The organism is Acinetobacter sp. WCHA39, from assembly GCF_002165385.1.
Lineage (GTDB): Bacteria > Pseudomonadota > Gammaproteobacteria > Pseudomonadales > Moraxellaceae > Acinetobacter.
In genome coordinates this window covers 1-19,366 of sequence record NZ_NHRP01000045.1, presented here as the reverse complement: position 1 = coordinate 19,366, position 19,366 = coordinate 1, and the positions used below count along the sequence as shown (strand labels likewise).

General features: G+C 36.5%; 19 protein-coding genes and 5 pseudogenes. 12 read left to right on the top strand and 12 right to left on the bottom strand.

Annotated features, from left to right (window positions below; all coding sequences use genetic code 11):
* Positions 1-385: 385 nt before the first annotated feature.
* The 8 genes and pseudogenes from CDG56_RS15335 to CDG56_RS15300 form a co-directional block, all read right to left on the bottom strand.
* Positions 386-1,270: a hypothetical protein gene (locus tag CDG56_RS15335; RefSeq protein WP_087548340.1), complete on the bottom strand. Its 885-nt coding sequence runs from the start codon at positions 1,268-1,270 to the stop codon at positions 386-388.
* 29 nt (positions 1,271-1,299) lie between these two features.
* Positions 1,300-3,417, bottom strand: a complete 2,118-nt coding sequence (locus CDG56_RS15330; protein ID WP_087548339.1) for a TonB-dependent receptor — start codon at positions 3,415-3,417, stop codon at positions 1,300-1,302.
* A 92-nt stretch (positions 3,418-3,509) separates the two neighbouring features.
* Complete coding sequence (locus CDG56_RS15325) at positions 3,510-4,631, bottom strand: tetratricopeptide repeat protein (RefSeq protein ID WP_087548338.1); 1,122 nt, start codon at positions 4,629-4,631, stop codon at positions 3,510-3,512.
* 50 nt (positions 4,632-4,681) lie between these two features.
* Complete coding sequence (locus CDG56_RS15320; protein WP_087548337.1) at positions 4,682-4,921, bottom strand: hypothetical protein; 240 nt, start codon at positions 4,919-4,921, stop codon at positions 4,682-4,684.
* A gap of 15 nt (positions 4,922-4,936) precedes the next feature.
* Complete coding sequence (locus CDG56_RS15315; protein ID WP_087548336.1) at positions 4,937-6,430, bottom strand: DUF4331 domain-containing protein; 1,494 nt, start codon at positions 6,428-6,430, stop codon at positions 4,937-4,939.
* A 195-nt stretch (positions 6,431-6,625) separates the two neighbouring features.
* Positions 6,626-6,774 (bottom strand): annotated as a pseudogene (locus CDG56_RS17540) (transposase); the annotation flags it as partial.
* Positions 6,775-6,833: 59 nt separating this feature from the next.
* Positions 6,834-7,037, bottom strand: a pseudogene (locus tag CDG56_RS15305) (hypothetical protein); the annotation flags it as partial.
* Between the two features lie 77 nt (positions 7,038-7,114).
* Positions 7,115-7,369: pseudogene (locus CDG56_RS15300) on the bottom strand (IS5/IS1182 family transposase); the annotation flags it as partial.
* Positions 7,370-7,621: 252 nt separating this feature from the next.
* Between CDG56_RS15300 and CDG56_RS15295 the strand changes: the two are divergent.
* The 8 genes and pseudogenes from CDG56_RS15295 to CDG56_RS15265 all read left to right on the top strand — a co-directional run bounded on the left by CDG56_RS15295 (position 7,622) and on the right by CDG56_RS15265 (position 12,903).
* Positions 7,622-7,849 carry a hypothetical protein gene (locus CDG56_RS15295; RefSeq protein WP_004662973.1) on the top strand — a complete coding sequence of 76 codons (228 nt, stop codon included), beginning with the start codon at positions 7,622-7,624 and terminating at the stop codon, positions 7,847-7,849.
* Between the two features lie 84 nt (positions 7,850-7,933).
* Positions 7,934-8,065: pseudogene (locus CDG56_RS17375) on the top strand (IS30 family transposase); the annotation flags it as partial.
* Between the two features lie 147 nt (positions 8,066-8,212).
* Positions 8,213-8,860, top strand: coding sequence for a hypothetical protein (locus tag CDG56_RS15290; protein WP_087548335.1), 648 nt, complete (start codon positions 8,213-8,215; stop codon positions 8,858-8,860).
* Between the two features lie 17 nt (positions 8,861-8,877).
* A complete protein-coding gene (locus CDG56_RS15285) occupies positions 8,878-9,843 on the top strand; it encodes a 2-hydroxyacid dehydrogenase (RefSeq protein ID WP_087543931.1) in 966 nt (321 codons plus the stop codon).
* Positions 9,844-9,954: 111 nt separating this feature from the next.
* Positions 9,955-10,542 carry a 1-acyl-sn-glycerol-3-phosphate acyltransferase gene (locus CDG56_RS15280; protein WP_087548341.1) on the top strand — a complete coding sequence of 196 codons (588 nt, stop codon included), beginning with the start codon at positions 9,955-9,957 and terminating at the stop codon, positions 10,540-10,542.
* Positions 10,543-10,666: 124 nt separating this feature from the next.
* Positions 10,667-12,109, top strand: coding sequence for a M48 family metalloprotease (locus CDG56_RS15275; RefSeq protein ID WP_087548334.1), 1,443 nt, complete (start codon positions 10,667-10,669; stop codon positions 12,107-12,109).
* Positions 12,110-12,137: 28 nt separating this feature from the next.
* The gene (locus tag CDG56_RS15270) at positions 12,138-12,503 is read left to right on the top strand and encodes a GFA family protein (protein ID WP_087548333.1); all 366 of its coding nucleotides are present in this window, start codon (positions 12,138-12,140) and stop codon (positions 12,501-12,503) included.
* A 40-nt stretch (positions 12,504-12,543) separates the two neighbouring features.
* Positions 12,544-12,903, top strand: a complete 360-nt coding sequence (locus CDG56_RS15265; protein WP_087548332.1) for a hypothetical protein — start codon at positions 12,544-12,546, stop codon at positions 12,901-12,903.
* 81 nt (positions 12,904-12,984) lie between these two features.
* On the opposite strand, the gene CDG56_RS15260 is transcribed toward CDG56_RS15265, so the two are convergent.
* Together CDG56_RS15260 and rpsU are read right to left on the bottom strand one after the other, a co-directional pair.
* Positions 12,985-13,431: a GatB/YqeY domain-containing protein gene (locus CDG56_RS15260; protein WP_004808327.1), complete on the bottom strand. Its 447-nt coding sequence runs from the start codon at positions 13,429-13,431 to the stop codon at positions 12,985-12,987.
* A gap of 29 nt (positions 13,432-13,460) precedes the next feature.
* Positions 13,461-13,676, bottom strand: coding sequence for a 30S ribosomal protein S21 (gene rpsU / locus CDG56_RS15255; protein ID WP_004652785.1), 216 nt, complete (start codon positions 13,674-13,676; stop codon positions 13,461-13,463).
* 145 nt (positions 13,677-13,821) lie between these two features.
* On the opposite strand from rpsU, the gene tsaD reads away from it, so the two are divergent.
* The gene (tsaD, locus tag CDG56_RS15250; RefSeq protein WP_087548331.1) at positions 13,822-14,829 is read left to right on the top strand and encodes a tRNA (adenosine(37)-N6)-threonylcarbamoyltransferase complex transferase subunit TsaD; all 1,008 of its coding nucleotides are present in this window, start codon (positions 13,822-13,824) and stop codon (positions 14,827-14,829) included.
* Between the two features lie 198 nt (positions 14,830-15,027).
* Positions 15,028-15,531 (top strand): hypothetical protein, encoded by a 504-nt coding sequence (locus CDG56_RS15245; protein WP_087548330.1) that lies wholly within the window; start codon positions 15,028-15,030, stop codon positions 15,529-15,531.
* A 75-nt stretch (positions 15,532-15,606) separates the two neighbouring features.
* Here the strand turns inward: CDG56_RS15245 and CDG56_RS17535 are convergent.
* A pseudogene (locus CDG56_RS17535) lies at positions 15,607-15,720 on the bottom strand (DUF6670 family protein); the annotation flags it as partial.
* 100 nt (positions 15,721-15,820) lie between these two features.
* Positions 15,821-16,705: an ATP-binding protein gene (locus tag CDG56_RS15240; RefSeq protein ID WP_087537144.1), complete on the bottom strand. Its 885-nt coding sequence runs from the start codon at positions 16,703-16,705 to the stop codon at positions 15,821-15,823.
* Positions 16,706-16,883: 178 nt separating this feature from the next.
* Here CDG56_RS15240 and CDG56_RS15235 point away from each other — a divergent pair, with 178 nt between their 5' ends.
* Both CDG56_RS15235 and CDG56_RS15230 read left to right on the top strand, forming a co-directional pair.
* A complete protein-coding gene (locus CDG56_RS15235) occupies positions 16,884-18,392 on the top strand; it encodes a DUF3336 domain-containing protein (RefSeq protein WP_087548329.1) in 1,509 nt (502 codons plus the stop codon).
* The gene (locus CDG56_RS15230) at positions 18,367-19,188 is read left to right on the top strand and encodes a protein kinase domain-containing protein (protein ID WP_087548328.1); all 822 of its coding nucleotides are present in this window, start codon (positions 18,367-18,369) and stop codon (positions 19,186-19,188) included. The genes CDG56_RS15235 and CDG56_RS15230 overlap by 26 nt, the downstream gene beginning before the upstream one ends.
* Positions 19,189-19,366 lie beyond the last annotated feature (178 nt).

The window sequence follows — 19,366 nt, the reverse complement described above, 5'->3', positions numbered from 1 at the left end:
TTGAATGATTTCTTCTTGGTCTACGTGCCATAAAATACTCCATATATTGATGTTTATAACATCATTTGAGGAGCAGAATATCACTTATAGGAGTTGTTCAAATTTACGGATCCATCTCTAGGATTCTCGTAATTTTAAAAGACAGCAGCATGAAACAAGAAGAACAGTATATGTTGATATCATTGAAAAATTAGGAGATAGACGGGTAGATATTATTGTAACAAAAGATATTGTGGAACTTGTTAAAAGTATTGTTGATCATGGGGTGCAAGTTCAAGCTAGAAGAAATCTATCATAAAAGTATATTAATGATTGTGCTACCTGGATTGAATCACAAATAATTCCCCAAAAGAGAGTTTTTTAAATCTCTGTTTTATGTTGAAAATTAAATATTAACAACAAAAGAATAAGCTTTTTGATTCAGATTGCTATCTATTAGAATTGCATCAAACGACATGTTTTCTAATAATGATTTGAGATTGTGATGCATTTTCAATGATTCTGAAGAAAGATTAATAAGAATAATTCGATTAACTGGATCGATTATAAATTCAATAGTTTCAGGATTTTTGTTGGTTAAAACTAAGCGATTTTCATGAAGTAGTTCTGTAATTTGTTCACTAAGTTGATTAATTTTAATTTCTTCTTCACTTGATGATGTGGTTTTAGAAACATGAATTTGAGCAGAATAACGTTCAAAATCCTTTGGTGTGTCAATAATTTCAACTTTGTAAAAACTAAATGAGTCAGTTTCTAATTTTAAAGAAGATAATTGGTTCTTTTCTAAGAAGTCAGTTTCCATCGGTTTGATATTTGACTGATAAAGATTTGATACGTCTTTTGCTTCTTTTATAGCTTTTTTTGCTCTATTTTGTGCATCCAAGAGCGGGTCATAAGTATGCTCAATTTTTGATGAATTTACATGCTCATCGATACTAAAGAACTCTGGTACTTGATTTTCTGTTGATGCATTTACTTGTGCTGTACTATCAAATATTGTTTCGCTGATTGGTTGAGGTTGAGGTTGAGGTTGAGGTTGAGGTTGAGGTTGATCGATTGTTGCTGTTGTTTGCGAATCTTTTGAAGACAAAAACATTGCATCTTTATGATTTACACTTGATGCCGAAACTAACGTAATCTTTATATTTGAATTTATATGATCGTTTTTTTTAACTGCAAAATTTAAAAGTAGGATTACAATAAAAACATGCATCATAATGCTAAAGAGAAATGCGATATGTGAAATATTGAGTTTATTTTGAGACAACATATTTTTCTCCTCAGCATTTATCGCTCAGGTCAGAATAAATAGCGGAAGGTCATTCTGAGGTTTCTGCCCTCAGTAGGATGGATATGCCTATCATAAATTCCTTCACGTTCTGAAGAGTTAGGTGAGCATGTAGGCTCACTGAGATCTTGACGAGTGCATGATGCATAGTAGTATTCGATATCATTTGTTTTTTGATCGAATACATTAAAGAGTTCAACTTGTGCTAGAAAGTTTTTATTAAATTGATAGCTTCCTTGTAAGTTAACTAAAGTTGATGAATCGGAACGAACTGAGTTATCCTCAATCAAAGGGCGAGAACCAAAGTAACGCAAACGTCCTCCAAAATTAATTTGGTCATTCAGTTTATAAGTAAATCCAGCAGCTATGGTCTTTTCTATTGCCCCAGGAATATGATTTCCTTCCGAATTTTCATTTTTAAATCTTGCTTTTGACCAAGCCAGATCTAGATCGATAATCCAAGCATCTGTTGGTTGATAGAATTGTGAAATTTCGATACCTTGTCTTTTACTTGGTCTACTTGCTTCTGTCGTACCAGCATCGCCAATAAATACCAGTTCTGAATCTGAATCAAGTTGCCATAGAGCTATTGTTGAGGTGAGCTCAGGTATAAGTTTTGCTCTTAATCCCAGTTCTGAATTTATTGTTCTTACCAATGGAGAAACGGGGAGAGTTGCTTTTAAATAGTTACTATCACGAGAATCAATGTTTAGGTGCGTTGTAGTTCCTCTAGCATCATTGCTATGAAAGCCATATGCATAATTAATGTAATATTCAGTATTCTCCCACGGACCTAAAATTATGCTCATTTTAGGGCTGAAAATATGATCAGTTTTATGACCACTATTTTCTTCTTTATCAGAATTTACATCAAAAGAATAAAAATCACCACGAACGCCTAAAATAGTTTTTAACCAAGGTTGCCACGTGGTTTGATTTTGTCCCCATATTCCAATAGACCATTGATTAACATCATCATTTCTTATCGTGTTGAAACGTTGTCGATCTTGTGTCTGGTAAAGGCCTAAGTTGTTAATATAATCATACCTAAGAGATGATCCAAATGAGTTTAAAAGCTCTTTGCTTGACCATTCACTTAATGAACCTTTTTGAAATTTAAATCCAAGTGTCGTTCGTTCTTCAGCTTGCTCAAATTGGTCTCCATGGATTGGATCATTTAAAAAATAACTAAAGTCAGAAAATAGATTCAGTTTGTTATATACGGCATAAGAGGAAATTGTGGAGTATTTCGTTTTCTCATAATTTTTAGCATTATACCAAATAGCAGTCCGAGCAGACTTACCACCATCACTCTTGTTTAAGCTATCGAAGCGATTAAGTTCACCGCTTTCAATCAGCCGCTCTGGAATTTGATCAGTAGCATCCCATCGTGCTTGATAATGTTGAAAGCTGATGGATTGATTTTTATTATGATCACCAGTGAAATATTTTAAGAATACATTTTGTTTTGAAAGATTTTCAGGGTTAACCCAAGGTCCGTCACTGTTGATATTCTCAACTGCACCGATTAATTCCCCGTCACTAAGAACTAAGTTTCCAACGGCTAAAAATCTAAGTAAGTTGTGATTACCTAACGTTATTTGTGCGTAAGGATTATCTAGAGAATGGATACTCGAAATTTTTGCTGTACCTGCTGATGCAAAATCACCATCATCAATCGATACAGCTCCTTTGTGATATTGAATTGATTCAATCAGTTCGGGGATTAGAAAATTTAAGTCTGTGTAACCTTGACCGTGGGCATGACTCACCATGTTAATGGGTTGTTCATCAAATGATGTTGCAAAGTCAGTTCCATGATCTAAGTTAAAACCTCTCAGAAAGTATTGATTTGCCTTACCACTACCACTGTGTTGAGTCACAATGACACCAGGGATCGTTTCTAAAACTTCTGCTGGACGTGATAAAGGTCGAGTTTCAATTTGTTCTTTCGATATTGTTCCTTGGGACGAAGTAAGTGCGACCCCAAAAGTACTATCTAAATTTGATGATGCTGTTATTTTAATTGTAGGAAGTGTTGTTGTAAGTTCACCTCCCGCATGAGTAAGCTGATCTAAATAGAAATGACTGCTTCCTATCAACAAGCAATACAAAATTCTTTTTTTCATTTTTATTCCATTAACTTTATAAATTTTCGTGATTCTCGCAAACATGAAATCATTATTCATTTCATGTTTTCAGTTATTTATCAAATTTAGATTTATAGTTGCTTTAACATTTGTTTTAATTTTTGAATGTAGGTCGGATTTTCATAGCCAGTCTCATTACTCCAATTTAATAATTTTTCTGTGCTTTCACGATTTTTACTATCAAGTGCAAGGGCGGCATAAATCTCAAAATCGTCATTTTCTCTTTGCATATTCCAGTTTTTGGCAGCTATGCGTAAACCTTCGTCATATTTTTTTGAAACCCATAGGAATTGAGCTTGCTCTCTGAGATGTATGTGATCCTTATGGTCGAGTAGATTTTGTACTCTTTGAGTTAGTTCATTTAGGTCTTTTTCTGCAAGAGGATCGTTTAGTTTCTGTTTGCTTAAAATAATTCTATATAACGCGCCATCATGATAACGGTATGGGGTGAGAATTTTGATTGCGTTTGAATATTCTTGTTGAGAAATATACCAATTGGATTTAGCAAGAGTGTTGGGTAAATTATCTACATTAAGTAATGGAATAGATTGGCTCGCAAGAGTTGGATCATTAAATCTTGTCGCTATTTCTAGCATAATATTACCTAACCATTGCTGATCGTTTTTATTTAGCCTTGTTGCCATTTGAAGAAGTTCATTTGTTCTAGATTTTATTTCTGAAATATTTTTTGTCATTGCATCCACTTGCAGGACACAACCAGCTTGATAAAGTTTCACACTCTGTTGATCTAATTGATCACATAATTTAAGTGACTGATTAAATTGACCTTGTAATCTATATATATTTGCGAGTTGTAAAATTGCATCATAATTTTTAGGGTCTTTTTTTAATACGTCATTAAGTATTGTTTCTGCTCTGCTGAAATTATGATTTGCTTGAGCGAGTCGAGTTTCTAACAATTTATTTTCTGTGTCTGATGAGTTGAAGCTTGATTTCATTAAGTCTTCAGCTTGTTCTAAAAACTCACCGTCGCCTTTTGAATAAGCTTTTTCAAGTAACACATTAACGATTTGATTTCTCAGTTCATCATTATGATTGTTTTTTAACATTACTGAATAATCTGGATGTTCTGAACTCGATGAAGATTCTTCATGGTGATGTTTGGGGTGAGCGAAAGCAGTACTTAAATACAATGAAGCTATTATTGATAATGTTAGCTGACGAATTAACATTTAAAACTCCTATAAAGACTCTTAACAGAAGTTTGTTAAGAGTCTTAATCTTAAAATTTCACTGCAACGGGTTCTGATTTGTTATCTATAGTAGATTCTGAAATTTCAGTAATACTTTTAGGTTCAGCCTGTTCGTAGCTACTTTGAGGTTGATTGGTTAATGACAACGTTTCTTTAAGAACGGGGTCATTTTGGGGTTGGTTGTTATTATTTGGTTTTGAATTATTGTCATTACCACCGCAGCCACTTAATCCAATACCAACCATGAACAGCAAAATGAGTTTTCTCATGGCGACTACTCCTAATTATTTGCTAGCTGTATTAAATGGAGAGCCTGCTACTGGAGTATTTAAGTATGGGAAAGCAGTACCAAATTGTTGTGGTGATTGTAGAGCTCCATCTGTAAAGCCTATTCCTCCAGCTTTAGCATCGCTCGCTTTACAACCAACAGCGGTATTCACACCATCAATTGTGCAGAGTAAGCCCATAGCAACTCTCAGCTCAATATCGACGACATCATCACCAGGTCTACGACCGTTCGGGAATCCTGCAGTATCTCCACCGATTACACCAAGACGATTTTGTTTATCTTTTGCCGCTGGAGTAATAGCAGTATTTAGACGTAACATTTCAGATGCTTTTACATTTTTAGGTTGATTTAAGCCAGGAATACCTAAAAGAAATGCGTTAACTAAGTCAGTTCTTGGAAAGTTTGTTGGCGCAACTACGGCACCACCAGTTGCCTCTTTAAAAAGAACTTCTATTAATGTAGGGAGGGTTGGGTTAGTCACATAGTCAGCAAATTGCCCATCATTCACAGGCTTACTTGCATTAAATTTATCTTTATCTTTAAGACCAATGACGACTTCATTAACTAAAGGCATGCCTAAACGTGAAACTTGAGTCCAAGCACCACCAACTTTACTTGCACTGGAAAGATTGCTTTCAGGATTAGGATTTAATAAGGTGGCTTGAGGTAAGCTTGCTGTTGTCCATCCTCCAATCACTGTATCATTTGAAGCCACTAAACAAGATTGTGGAACTTCTAAAGCAATTGTAGTGACGTTTTTATTTGCAATAGTATTCAAGCCTTGATCTTCAGCGTTTACGCCTGAAGGTGCGAGTTGAGTAGCAGGAATCTTAATATTCACTAAATCGAATACTTCACCTAAGTTAACAGCAAAAGGATCTTGACGTTGACCGACAAAAACTTTACCAGAGCCGCAATTTCCAAAGTTAATGTTTTGGACAAATGTATCTGCGTAGGCTTGATAGTTTGGAATTGATTTTGCGCCAACATTATCGAATGGCTTTTTAAAAGAGCCTAAAGTACTTCGATCACCTTTACGTCGGTCACCTTTAATCATGGTAACAGTATATGTTTCAGCTGTATTTTGAGCTGAACTACTATCATTTGTTATTTTACCAATGTTAGATAATGGTACAGAAACATTCTTGCCACCTACAGGAACTTGTAAGTCTTTTAACTCTTGATTGAATTTAAATTGGAAAGTAATGTCTTCTTGCCCATCTCCATTGTTGTCAATGTGTATTTCATATAAGGCTTTAGGATCTAAAGCGAAATAATTAGGTCCCCCATAAGCATCTTGTAAAGGCTGATAGTTTGCTAGTATGGTTACGAAATTACTTCGGCTCGGCTCATAACTTTTAAACATGTAAAAATCTGTAGCGTCAACCTTGGGTGTTTTACTGATTGATGGTGCTTCGCGGTGGCTTGAAGCGAATGATGTCACACTAAAACTACTTAGCATAATTGCTAAAAGTAGGCGAGAGTCCATTTTGTATCTCCTTGACCATGCTGATCTTGGGTATATTTTTGATTAATTTTTATTCGTCTTATAATTTTCTGATATGAATTTAGATCAGTATAAGACTCTTAATATTTATACTGGTTCGATAGTGAAGTTTCTGTGAGCAAGTTTTAATTTAAAAAATTTTTTGTGCTGTAGTAGATAAGATTAAATAAGTAACATCTAAAAAGTAAACATGTATTTATTGCCAAAATATTTTGATATCTGATACACCCAATTTTGTATTTGATTAGCCGTCATTACTTTGAAATCACGCCAATGATACTTCATCTGTCGCCATACCACATCTCAATGCGATTTAATTCAGGGCTATTGTAAGAACACTTGGCCTACCTGAACGATGACCTTCTTGAATAGATTCAAATTGTTAGAATTGCCAATGGCGACGCTGTAACCGTATAGTTTCAGGTATTCGACTTTGAAGTTTAGCTACTTCTGCTACAGTTTTACCTTCGGATAGCCACAATATGGTTTGTGCGCGTTGTCTTTCTCGCCAATGTGCAGCATGTTTGGTGAGATCAATAAGTTGTTTTTGTTCAACTGAGTGGAGAGGGATTGAAACGATACGTGGTATAGTTGAGCAGCAGCTAATCAAACATACCTTTTCGCATGGTTAGTTTGATTAATCAACTTAATTTATCTTCAACCATTTTTAATGGTTCGATTCACATTACTTTCAGCGATATGGTAATTTTCCGCCAATTCCAAGTGAGTGTTGTAATTACGCAAGTAATTGAGTGTTAATAATTGATCCTATATAGCTAAAGTATGAGGACGCCCTGATTTCTTTTTGAGTAATTCTAGTTCTTTTAAAACCTTTACCATTTCACCAAAAACTGGTCGAGTTACGCCAACCAAACGTTTGAATTCAGAATCTGAAAAACGGTTTAATTTTTGATATCTCATAAAATCTATATTGAGGCAGTTTTTACTTTCATAAGAGGTTTAATGTAAAATTTTCTGAAATATTTTTAAATAATATTGTAACTGTATGGTTAGTTTAATATTAAAGAAATTTCTAACCAGTACTTAATTTCAATCACTTAGTCGTCTAAAAAATAAAAATATAATAGTTATAAGTCTTGTTACAAGCTATTAGTCGACAATCGATAGAAAATTTTCCATAGTCCTATCAACAATATTTTGGGAAGAAGTATTATGGATAAGATTACGGTAATTATTAAAGATCAAGAAGAAAATGAATCGATTGTTGTGGCACAGCTCAATGATTTAGAAGACCAAGATATTCCTTTTTTTAAACGAGTTGAGCATATTGAGGTAGAAGGGAATATCATTTTTCCAAATATCGATTTACTTTTTGAAAGTGATATAGATGGAAAGATTTATAAGTTAGTTGCACCTGTGAATGATAAAAGATTTATCTGACCTCAATCTTCTATTTTCAATACGATAAAAAAGACCCACTTATGAGATTCAAATAAGTGGGCTTTATTTGAGAGCAACAAAAGTGATTTAAATCAAGTTGCCATGTCACTGAATACTCGTCCTAGAAAAGCGTTAGATTGGCTTGCATCATTAAAGAATTTTTCTCAACTTCTTGATTGTCATAAAGATTTTGAAACTGTCGCACCTCATGTTTGAATTCGCCGCGTATCTTTTAAATAATGAATTGAATTTGTATTGATTGGATTGAACAAAAGGAAGCCATTTTGACGAGATCGGTTTATGTTAGACTACTCAACTTACGGTATCGCAAATTACCGTGAATAACCAAAATGAGTAGGTAAGATGATTGGGCAGCAGAGAAACAGGCTAGCAGCTTTGGGAATAGATGTTTGGATTCCTCGGGAAGTTGTATGTCAAAAAAACACTGCACCAAGTCTATGGCGAGATCAATTAATTGATGACGTTTCTGAGTCTACAGAACGTATATTTGAAGTTGCACCGATTTTAGAAGATATTCCAGCAACATCTGCACATACGCCACCGATCACCGAAATTGAAGTATCGCAGCAAACGAAAGTTGTTACAGAACCTATTGTTAAAGCAGCGCTTGATGAAAAAGAACAGATTGTTATTACTGCTCAGGTTCGGTCATTTGAATTGCAAATGTATGTGTTGGAAAACTGCGCCATTTTATTAGAAACCAGTCAGCTCAGTGATGCTCAAAGCCAACTCTGGCAAAATATTCAAAAGGCAAGATTAGGACAGTATGCTGAATTAAAATGGCCATTTCCTTTGGCTGCTTTTCAGGAAAGTCGGGGATTCTCCTCGTATATTCAAGGTTTTCTGGATGCAACCGCAACACAAAAAAAGATATTGTGCTTAGGTCAATTGGACTTTATTCAGCATTCTAATATCTTATATTTAGCGAGTTTAGAAGAAATGTTAGCCCAACCTTTATTAAAAAGACGGTTGTGGCAGCTCATGCAATAAAGATCGGAAATCGAATCATGAAGAAAGTTGTTGTATTCAGCCAAATAGATCAAGATGTTTTAGCGCAGTTACAGCAAGATTATCGGGTCGTGGTACTTAATCCTAAATTGGGTGATATCAACGACCAGATTCGAACAGAGGTTGTTGATGCTGATGCCATGATCGGCGCAGGACGACTGTTAAACGAAGGTAATTTGGCACCCGCCCAAAAACTTAAAATCATTTCGACAGTGTCTGTTGGTTATGATAATTATGATGTTAACTATCTTAATCAAAAGAAAATTTGGCTTGCTAATACACCACATGTTTTGACAGAAACAACGGCTGATCTTGCCTTTACTTTGTTACTGAGTGCTGCACGCAAAGTTCCATATCTTGATGCATGGACCAAACAAGGTCAGTGGAAACGAACGGTATCTACTGAACAATTTGGTATGGATGTTTTTGGTAAAACGCTAGGGATTATTGGCTTAGGGAATATTGGTGCTGCCATTGCCCGTCGTGGATTTTATGGTTTTAATATGAATATTTTGTACCATAACCGCCGTGAAAAGATTGAGGTGGCTCAAGCATTTAATGCACAATATCGCGACTTAGATCAGTTATTGCAGCAGTCTGATTTTATTGTAGTTGCTGTCGATTTAAATCATGAATCCCAAGCACTGATTGGCGCAGAACAGTTTGACTTAATGCAAAAACATGCTGTCTTCGTCAATATCGCGCGTGGTTCTGTAGTCGATGAAAACGCTTTAATCGAAGCATTAAAACAAAATAAGATCTTTGCTGCTGGATTAGATGTCTATGCAAAAGAACCTCTGCAAAATTCAGCATTATTTGAGCTGCCAAATGCAGTAACCTTGCCGCATATTGGCTCAGCAACGACTGAAACGCGTCAAAAAATGGTGAAACTTGCTTATCAAAATTTAGTGGACGCACTACAAGATAGAACACCTCGTTATCTCGTTAATCCAAAGTTTGAATAATTGCTTACAATGCTGATTAGTCAATTGCTGCATTATTGTGCGGGTTTATCTTTTTAAATTGATTAATATTGGTACACTTGCGCATTTTGAAATTTTGTGTTCGGGGTGTCTGTGTTTGAGAAATTGGCTGAAAAAAGTTTAAATCTAATGGGTTGGGAACTGGATAATCATTGGGATTTGAATGTTGATCAATGCGTGATGATTGCAGCTCCGCATACCAGTAATTGGGATGCTTTATATGCACGGTTGGCATTAAAAGCTTTAGGTGTAAATGTTCGTCTTACGATTAAAGATAGTTATATGAAGTTTCCATTTGGTCCATTTGTGCGTGCAATGGGTGGTATTGGGATTGATCGTAGCGTGAAACAAGAAGGACAAGCGCGACCGAGTATGGTTCAACTCATGAGTGACTTGTTCAAAACACATCCTAAATTAGTCATGTTGGTCACACCTGAGGGAACTCGATCAAAACAGGAGCAGTGGAAAACGGGCTTTTACCATGTTGCCATGACAGCAGGTGTTCCAATTGCTTTAGCTTATATGGATTATGCTAAGAAAAAAACAGGTGTAGGAAAAATTGTTTATCCTACGGGAGATTATGAAAAAGATATGGTTGAAATTATGTCTTTTTATGCAGAGATTAATGCAAAGTTTCCAGAGAAATTTAGTGTCGATCAACGTTATGTAAACACGAAATAATAGTGTTGATTTCAAAAATATAAACTAAGGCAGGATTTTCCTGCCTTTTATAACACTTCGTTGCAAATATCTTCATTTTCTAATGTTATATTAAATTTCTTTATTAGAATCATAGAGAAACGACTTGAGATCGCTGCTGCTTGCATGTGGTTTATTGGCCACTACTCAATTGAGTCATACTCAGATCTTTTTGCCTACACAGGCAATTGGACAAACAGAAGTACCTGAAATTGGCAGTGGTGTAGGTTTGCTTGATCAACAGAAAGAAAAACTGATTGGTGAAAAAGTTTATCGTGAAGTTCATCGACAGATGCCAACGGTACAAGATGCGTGGTTAGAAGATCAATTTCTACAGGTTTTTTCAGGTATTCTTAGTCAGACTCAGCTTGGTCAACCGATTGGTTTAGTGGTTATAAAAGATCCACAAATTAACGCATTTGCAGTGCCTGGTGGTTTGTTTGCATTAAATACAGGCTTAATTACATCTGCAAAAAATTTGGATGAAATAGCAGGGGTCATGGCACACGAGATCGCCCACGTTGCGCAGCGACATTACAGTCGTTCACAAGAAGCATTTAAAGGACAGGGGTTACTTGCTCTTGCAGGTATTCTTGTCGGTGCGGCAATCGCATCTAAAGCAGATGGTGATGTTGGTTCAGCGGTGATGTTAGGCACTCAAGCTGCGTTGATGGACAAGCAACTCAGTTATAGTCGTAATCAAGAGCGTGAAGCAGACCGTATTGGTATGCAGTTTATGTATTCTGTTGGATACAACCCACAAAGCATGGCAGATTATTTTGAAACCATGCATCGTGAAACAAGTCGTGTGAGTTTCCTACCTGATTTTTGGCTCACTCATCCACTAACGACAGAGCGTATGAGTGAAGCCCGATTACGAGCAAACCAACTCCCAAAAGTAAAATCAAAAATATATGATCTTGATTTTGAGATTTTAAAGTTATATACGCTCGTAATTTCAAACCAAGCGACAGAAACTCAATTACAAGCTTTTGCAAATCAAAAAAATACAGCTGCACAATTAGCGCTAAGTAAGTTTTATTTAGAACGTGGTGATTATATTCAGGCACAAGCAAATCTAGATTTAGTGAAAGCAAAGCTTAAATATCATGTATTGGTTCCACTGATTCAAACAGATATTTACTTAGGGCAAAATAAATTTGATCAGGCTTATAGTAGTATAAATTTCATTCAAAAAACGATGCCTGAAAATAGGGCACTATCTTATAAACTTGCAGAAGTTTTAATTCGGCAAGGGCAGGCTGCTCAAGCTCAAACATTGGTTCAACGGTTTATTCATAAAAACCAGAGAGATATTGAAGGTTGGCAACTGTTGCAGCAGGCAACAAACTTAGATAAAAGTTCGCCACTACAAGCAATTAATGTGCTTTGTTACCGTGCTGAAGCTGAGTATTGGTCAGGATATGAGGAAAATGCGATTAAATCGATGTTGCACGCTCAGCGTTTAGCCAAAGGAAATTTAGCCATGTCAGCAAAAATTGACTCTCGCTTAAAACAAATGCAAGATGATCGCCGTATGAAAATTTAATCTTTATCAAGAACTAAGAGAAATAAAAATGATCAAAGGACAATGTTTGTGTGGTGCTGTGCAGTATCAATATTATGGTGAAATTGAAAACAGCATTTTATGCTATTGTAGTGATTGTCAGCAGGCGCAAGGCTCAATCGCTGGCTGGAACAGCCCACTTGACGAAACACAATTTAAAATTCTGTCAGGACATGATCAGCTCAAAGAATATTCCCACACACCGAATAAAGCACGCGTATTTTGTCAAAACTGCGCAAGCCCACTTTACTCATATCGTACCGATTTAGCTAATGTGATTCGTTTACGCCTAGGAACAGTGACAGATGGGAATCTTTCTGCACCGAAAGAAGAATTTTTTACTGAGCACAAACCAAACTTTATTGAATTAAGATAAGATGATCTGCGTAAAAAATCGCTGAGAAGTTAGAACATTTATGAAGAAAATTTTAGTTTTTATTTTTGCGATAAGCAGTGTGGGGATCAGCTCAGCAGCATCAGTTGAGCAATATGTCAATTCGGTTGAGAAAATTCGTAGTGTCTATGCACAGGATATTCGTAGTTTTTTACGTAGTCTTAATCCACAGATTTCACAGTTCACACCTGAGCAGCAAGCTCAGTATTGTGGTATTAATCAGCGTTATATTCAGGATATGTCAGATGCGATTGAAAAAAATCGCTCATCCTTGCCGCTACAATACGCAAATATGACTAAACAGGATGTAATCAAACAAGTCACTGAGTCAAATGAGATGCAAATGCTAGTGAAATATAACGTTCAGTGTGATTTTAAGTAAAAATTATCTCTTGGGTTCATTATTTAATGAATCCAATTTTTAAATAGAGTAATTTGTATAAAATGGAGGAAATTAAGCAGATTAGCTTAATTTTGCTTTAATTTTAGCAGATACTTGTGCAGGATCGGCACGCCCGGCTATGATCGGACGTAGAGAATTCATCACCTTACCCATATCTTTCATGCTAGTAGCTTCTTGAGCAGCAATCGTTTGCTCAATGATGGAATCAAGTTCTTCCTCAGTCATAGCGGCTGGTAGAAATTGAGAAATAACCTCAACTTCGGCTTGTTCCTTACTAGCTAAATCGTCTCGACCAGCGCCAGAAAAGGCCTTGATCGATTCTTTACGTTGTTTAATTTGCTTTTCAATGACCGCAAGAACCTGAGCATCGTCAAGCTCTATGCGCTCATCGACTTCGATTTGCTTAATTGCTGCTTGTACACCACGAATAACCGTTACTGTTGCCATATCTTTGGCACGCATTGAGTTTTTTAATACGTCAGTAATTTGGTTTTTTAAAGTATTCATAGTCTTTTCAGCAGTCAATCACAAATTAATTAGTAAAGGCGAGTAGTACGTACAGATTCGCGAGTCAATTTCTTTTGATAACGCTTAACTGCAGCAGCTTTTTTACGCTTACGCTCTTGAGTTGGTTTCTCATAGAATTCGCGCTTACGAACGTCAGCTAAAACACCCGCTTTTTCGCATGAACGCTTGAAACGACGGATAGCTACGTCTACTGGTTCGCCTTCTTTCAACTTAACTTGTGGCATGTAAAATCCTCTAAGATTATGGATAAGATCTAATGCACGATTGCACTAGATCGCAAGTGAAGGTCAGTATTTTACTCATTTACAACTCAGATCACAAGTCTATAATAGCGCTGATATTATTTTTGATCGTTGTAAAGGCAGTTTAATGATTGTTTTGGGCTTAGAAACTTCGTGTGATGAAACTGGGTTAGCACTCTATGATAGCGAGCTCGGCTTACGTGGACAGGTTTTGTATAGCCAAATCAAACTGCATGCAGAATATGGCGGTGTTGTTCCTGAATTGGCTTCACGTGATCATGTTCGTAAGATGATTCCTCTAATTAATCAATTGCTTGAGCAGAGTGGTGTTAAAAAGCAAGAGATTGATGCTGTTGCCTATACCCGTGGTCCAGGATTGATGGGTGCACTGATGACTGGGGCTTTATTTGGTCGCAGTTTGGCGTTTGCATTTAATAAACCTGCGATCGGTGTGCATCATATGGAAGGCCATATGCTTGCGCCATTGCTTTCGGAAACGCCACCGGAATTTCCATTTGTGGCTTTATTGGTTTCGGGTGGACACACTCAACTCATGGCAGCCTATGGTATCGGTCAATACGAATTGCTCGGCGAGTCAATTGATGATGCAGCAGGTGAAGCTTTCGATAAAGTCGCAAAAATGATGAAACTGCCTTATCCAGGTGGGCCGAATATTGCGAAATTGGCGTTACAGGGTGATGCCAAGGCATTTGAATTCCCACGGCCAATATTACATCAAGGTTTAGATTTTTCTTTTAGCGGTCTTAAAACCGCAGTTTCTGTACAATTGAAAAACCTCGGTGAAGAGAATCGTGATGCCGATGTGGCGGCTTCTTTTCAAGAAGCTGTCGTCGATACACTCGCTAAAAAATCCGTGAAAGCTTTAAAGCAAACAGGTTTAAAACGTTTGGTGATTGCAGGTGGTGTGAGCGCCAATCTAAGATTGCGTGAGCAATTAGAAACGTCACTTAAAAAAATCAAAGCTCAAGTCTATTATGCCGAGCCTGCATTGTGTACTGATAATGGCGCCATGATTGCCTTTGCTGGATACCAACGTTTAAAAGCTGGGCAACATGATGGTTTGGCTGTGACGACGACACCAAGATGGCCAATGACTGAGTTACAACCGACCTAAAATACAATTCATCTTTCTATTGCTTGTTAGGCAGTGGGTAAATCTAGGTGGTTCTTATATTTACCCGACTATTCTTCTATTTAAAAAATTGAATCATTCATTTTATGCGTAGCGAACACGTACTGCCTACGCTATTGTATTTGAAGTATTGGATAAATTATTTTTTGATGAGCTAAAACTCATTGTGGAGTACAAAAGTTGAAAATTTCTTATATTTTTACATGTGGCCGATTAGAGTCTTTATTTAAGATTCTCTGTCTCACTCAACAAGGTGATAAAAAGGTCGAGTCAAAAGAAAAGGTCGTTGAACAATATAGAAAAGACATCGCTTTAGGACGTCCTTTTGAAGAAACTGAACTTTATCAAATCATTGAGCAAAGTGAAGAAAAGATTGTTATTAACCGCTTGAGTAATATTCTGCGTGAAAAACCTACTCAGCAGAAGGGTAGCTTTGATGCGGACGAATATAAGACCGGCGCATGGTCTGAGTTTAGTGATTATAAGCTGGCGGTTCGATTCTCAAATGCGAAAACCGAGTTAAGTGAAAAGCACTTTGCGAAAACGGGTGAATACATGACCAGTCGTGGTATTGCAAAATTGACAGGTTTTAATCCAAGCAATATTAAGAATATGCTGCATCATAAAAGAAGTGTGGTGAGAAAAATGCTCACAACCTTAGAGAAGTTAGCAAAAGAGTATTAATATTTAAGCTGTATGTTTGATGCAGAGAAAATTTATTTTCTGCATCAATTCTGAACTAATACAATTTCAAGACTTTTAATCTTTAAACGCATTTTGATTTTCGACATCAATATATTCAAGATAACCACGACCTTGAACTTTTTGGTTTTGATATTCACCCGTGAAATTGTATGCACTTGCATAACCGATTTCCTACGTTCTTTCCATACTGAAAAGCTAGGTTATGAAAAACAATCGCCTTTGCTAAGCGGAAGTAAGGGCAAAGCCAAAGCTTTTTAGGGCAATCTCCTTAAGCATTGTTAGACAATTTTTCAAGGTTTTGCGAGCCAATCCAGTGTTTAGAGAACTGGTAAGCTGCACGCCCTGAACGCTGCCCACGAGCTTGGCACCATTTCAAACTTTCAGCACGAACAATGTCGTTATATTCCAAATTTGCTTGAACAATATAATGCTCGACAATTTCTAAATACAGTTGTTGATCCATTGGATAGAAGGAAAGCCACATGCCAAAACGATCAGACAGTGAAATTTTTTCCTCAATCGCTTCCTGTGGATGTAACTCGGTATATTGAGGAACATCCACTTTACGCACAGGCGTATTTTCATGCATAAATTCAGGTAGTAAATGACGGCGGTTACTGGTTGCATAAATAATAAAATTACTTGAACCCGATTGAAGTGAACCATCCAAGACACTTTTTAAACTACGATAATTTTCATCTTCTGCGTTAAACGCAAGATCGTCACAATAAACAATAAATTTTTCAGGGCGATGTTCTATTAATTTTTGGATTTTAGGTAAATCAGAAAGATCATCTCGTTCAATTTCAATTAAACGCAAACCTTGTGCTGAATACTCTGTAAGCAAGGCGCGAACAATCGATGATTTCCCTGTACCACGTGAACCTGTGAGTAAAACATCATTGGCAGGTAAGCCATTGAGAAACTGTAAAGTATTTTGAATAATCTTGGCTTTCTGGCGTTCAATTCCTTTTAGATCTTCTAAATACAATTTTTTAGGTTGCTGAATTGCAACTAGTTGTTGATTTTCCCATCGAAAAGCAATCGCAGAAAAATCTGTTGGCTGTTTAGGTGCAGGGAGAACTTGTTGTAACTGTGTCAAAACACTAGATAAAGATTGAAGAATAGATTCGGGTAAATCAAGAATAGCCATAAACACAAACCAAACTCAGTGATTAATGATTAGGGATACTATCATTGCTATAGCTGAAATGAAGAAAATATCATTAAAAATATTGCAAATGGTCAATTTTACCCTTGATTGTTGGTGCTGCTTTTTGCATTGTATAAGTGCGAGATGATAAGAATATAATGAAAAAATAGGAATGCTAATGTTCAATAGAGCTCAAGAAAAAAGAAATACATATCAATTGCATAGAATCGATATGTTAAAAGAGAGCTTGCAACATGCGAGTTCTTATGCGGAATGGAAAGAAATTGCACTAAAACTGGACGAAGAAGCGGGGCATGAAGCATGGAAATATGACAATCAATCGCCCTACTTTGATGCAGAAATTTTGTCTAAACGATACAACTTATTAAAAAAATATCGAATGCAACATCGAACTTTAGATTTAATTTATGTTCTCCGTGAAGGCTTATCTTATGACTTCGCCAATATTGGTCATCCAATGTTATTTGCACAAACCTATATTGGTACGAAAAGAATTATCGAAAACTATGTTGAAGAAATGAGTGAATGTCTTCGCTATTTAGCTTCTAGTGAATGTATTACTTTTCAACTCAAAGAAAAAATTCAATTTTTTAAAGAATGTCAAAGAGCCTATGGACAACCTGCCCTTATGTTTTCTGGGGGTGCAACACTGGGTTTATTTCATACAGGTGTATGTAAGGCTTTGCTCGAACAAGATTTAATGCCTCGAGTCCTGTCTGGTTCAAGTGCAGGAGCGATCATGACGGGCATGTTGGGGGTATCCTCGGCTGATAAAATTCCAGAACTGCTCGAAGGCGAACATTTTTTTAGTGATGCTTTTCAATTCAGGAAAATTTCAGAGCTAATTCAAGGTCATGGTGGTATTGCTGATGTCATGTATTTGAAAAAATTCCTGATGCAAAATTTGGGTGATGTGACATTTGCAGAAGCCTATCAACAGTCAAAGCGACATATTAATATTGTAATTGCCCCGTATAACACAGCACAAAACCCACGGATTATGAATGCACTCACCGCGCCGAATGTTTTGGTGTGGAGTGCTATTTTAGCATCTTGTGCTGTACCTGTATTATTTCCGCCTGTGCACTTAACCAGTAAACGTTACGATGGTCAGCATACACCTTATTTGGCCAATACCAAGTGGGTGGATGGGAGTATGCGTAGTGATTTTCCACAAGAAAAAATGGCTCGTTTGTATAATATAAATTACACCATTGCCAGCCAAGTAAATCCGCATATCGTGCCATTTATGCAAAGTGATACTGAACGGTTTCGTCGCGATGTTCTAAACTGGCCTAAACGAATTATTCGGCATCAAGGCAAATCGCTTGCTCTGGAAGTTATGGATTTAACACGTAATTATATGGGCAGTTTTTTCCCGATTCGCCGTGTTTTAGATCATGGATATGGCATTTTAGGGCAGCGTTATTACGGCGATGTAAATATTATTGCGCGCTATGGTTTAAGACATTATAGCTATATGCTTAAAAATCCACGTCCGAAACTCTTTAAGGTTTTGCAGCAAGAGGGAGAGCGAGCGACATGGCCGAAGATTTCATCTATTGAAATTCATGCACGGATTGGAAAAACGATTGAGCATTGTTTAACATCACTGCGTAAGCAGCAAGAAAAGCAACAGAATGAGTTTTACTACGTTGATCTTTGATTCAAATATTCAACTGGATAATTTGAATTTAAGTACTAAACCTGAAAGCTATGCTTTTGGGCGGCGTTTATATCGTTGCCAAATTAAGCAACAACAATATTGGCTTAAATTTCATTTAATCAATAGCCATGAGGTTTTAGAGCAAGCGTTTGAGCGAGAACTAAATTTCTATCAACAAAACTCTCAAGTTAGACAGAATTTTTTATTGCCCCATCAAATTATACCACTTTCTCATATTAAAAATGACGATGATCTTCCTCAGTGTGGGGTAGGATTGCTTAGTGTTGCTACAAATGTATTTTTTAGCCCTATTCAGGTAACAGATAGCATCCAAGTTATCTGCCATAAAATTTTAACTGCGCTGCAAGCGATTGAAAGTATGCATCAATTAGGTTGGATTCATGGCGATTTTAAAGCAGAGCATTTTCGATTATATGAAAACTCATGCAGGCTCATTGATTTTGAACAAAGTTATCAATTACAGCCAATCCATAATTTAACCGCAACTCCTCATTATATGGCACCTGAGCTTTTTCATGGGAAGCCAAAAACAGTACAAACTGATTTATATGCTTTTGGCATCATTGTTTATGAGTGGTTATCCCAAAGCAAATTAATTGCAAAAAACTACCATGAATGGGCCATCTTACATTGCCAGAAATTGGAAATTGAATTACCTGATGAATTGCGGTGTTTTTTGCCGTTATTAACAGGCTTATTGCAGAAACATGTAAAACAGCGATTTAGCTCAGCGATAGAGGTAAAAAATTGTTTAAATGCGATTAATTTGCTGTAAAAATAAACATAAATGTTTGATTTGAATATTATATGTGCATTTGGTAGAGTTTTTTGTCAGAAAGACTTGTCATGGCGAATGTTTCTCACTAATATGCATACCCATCGGGGGCGTGGCGAAATTGGTAGACGCACTGGATTTAGGTTCCAGCGCCGCAAGGTGTAAGAGTTCGAGTCTC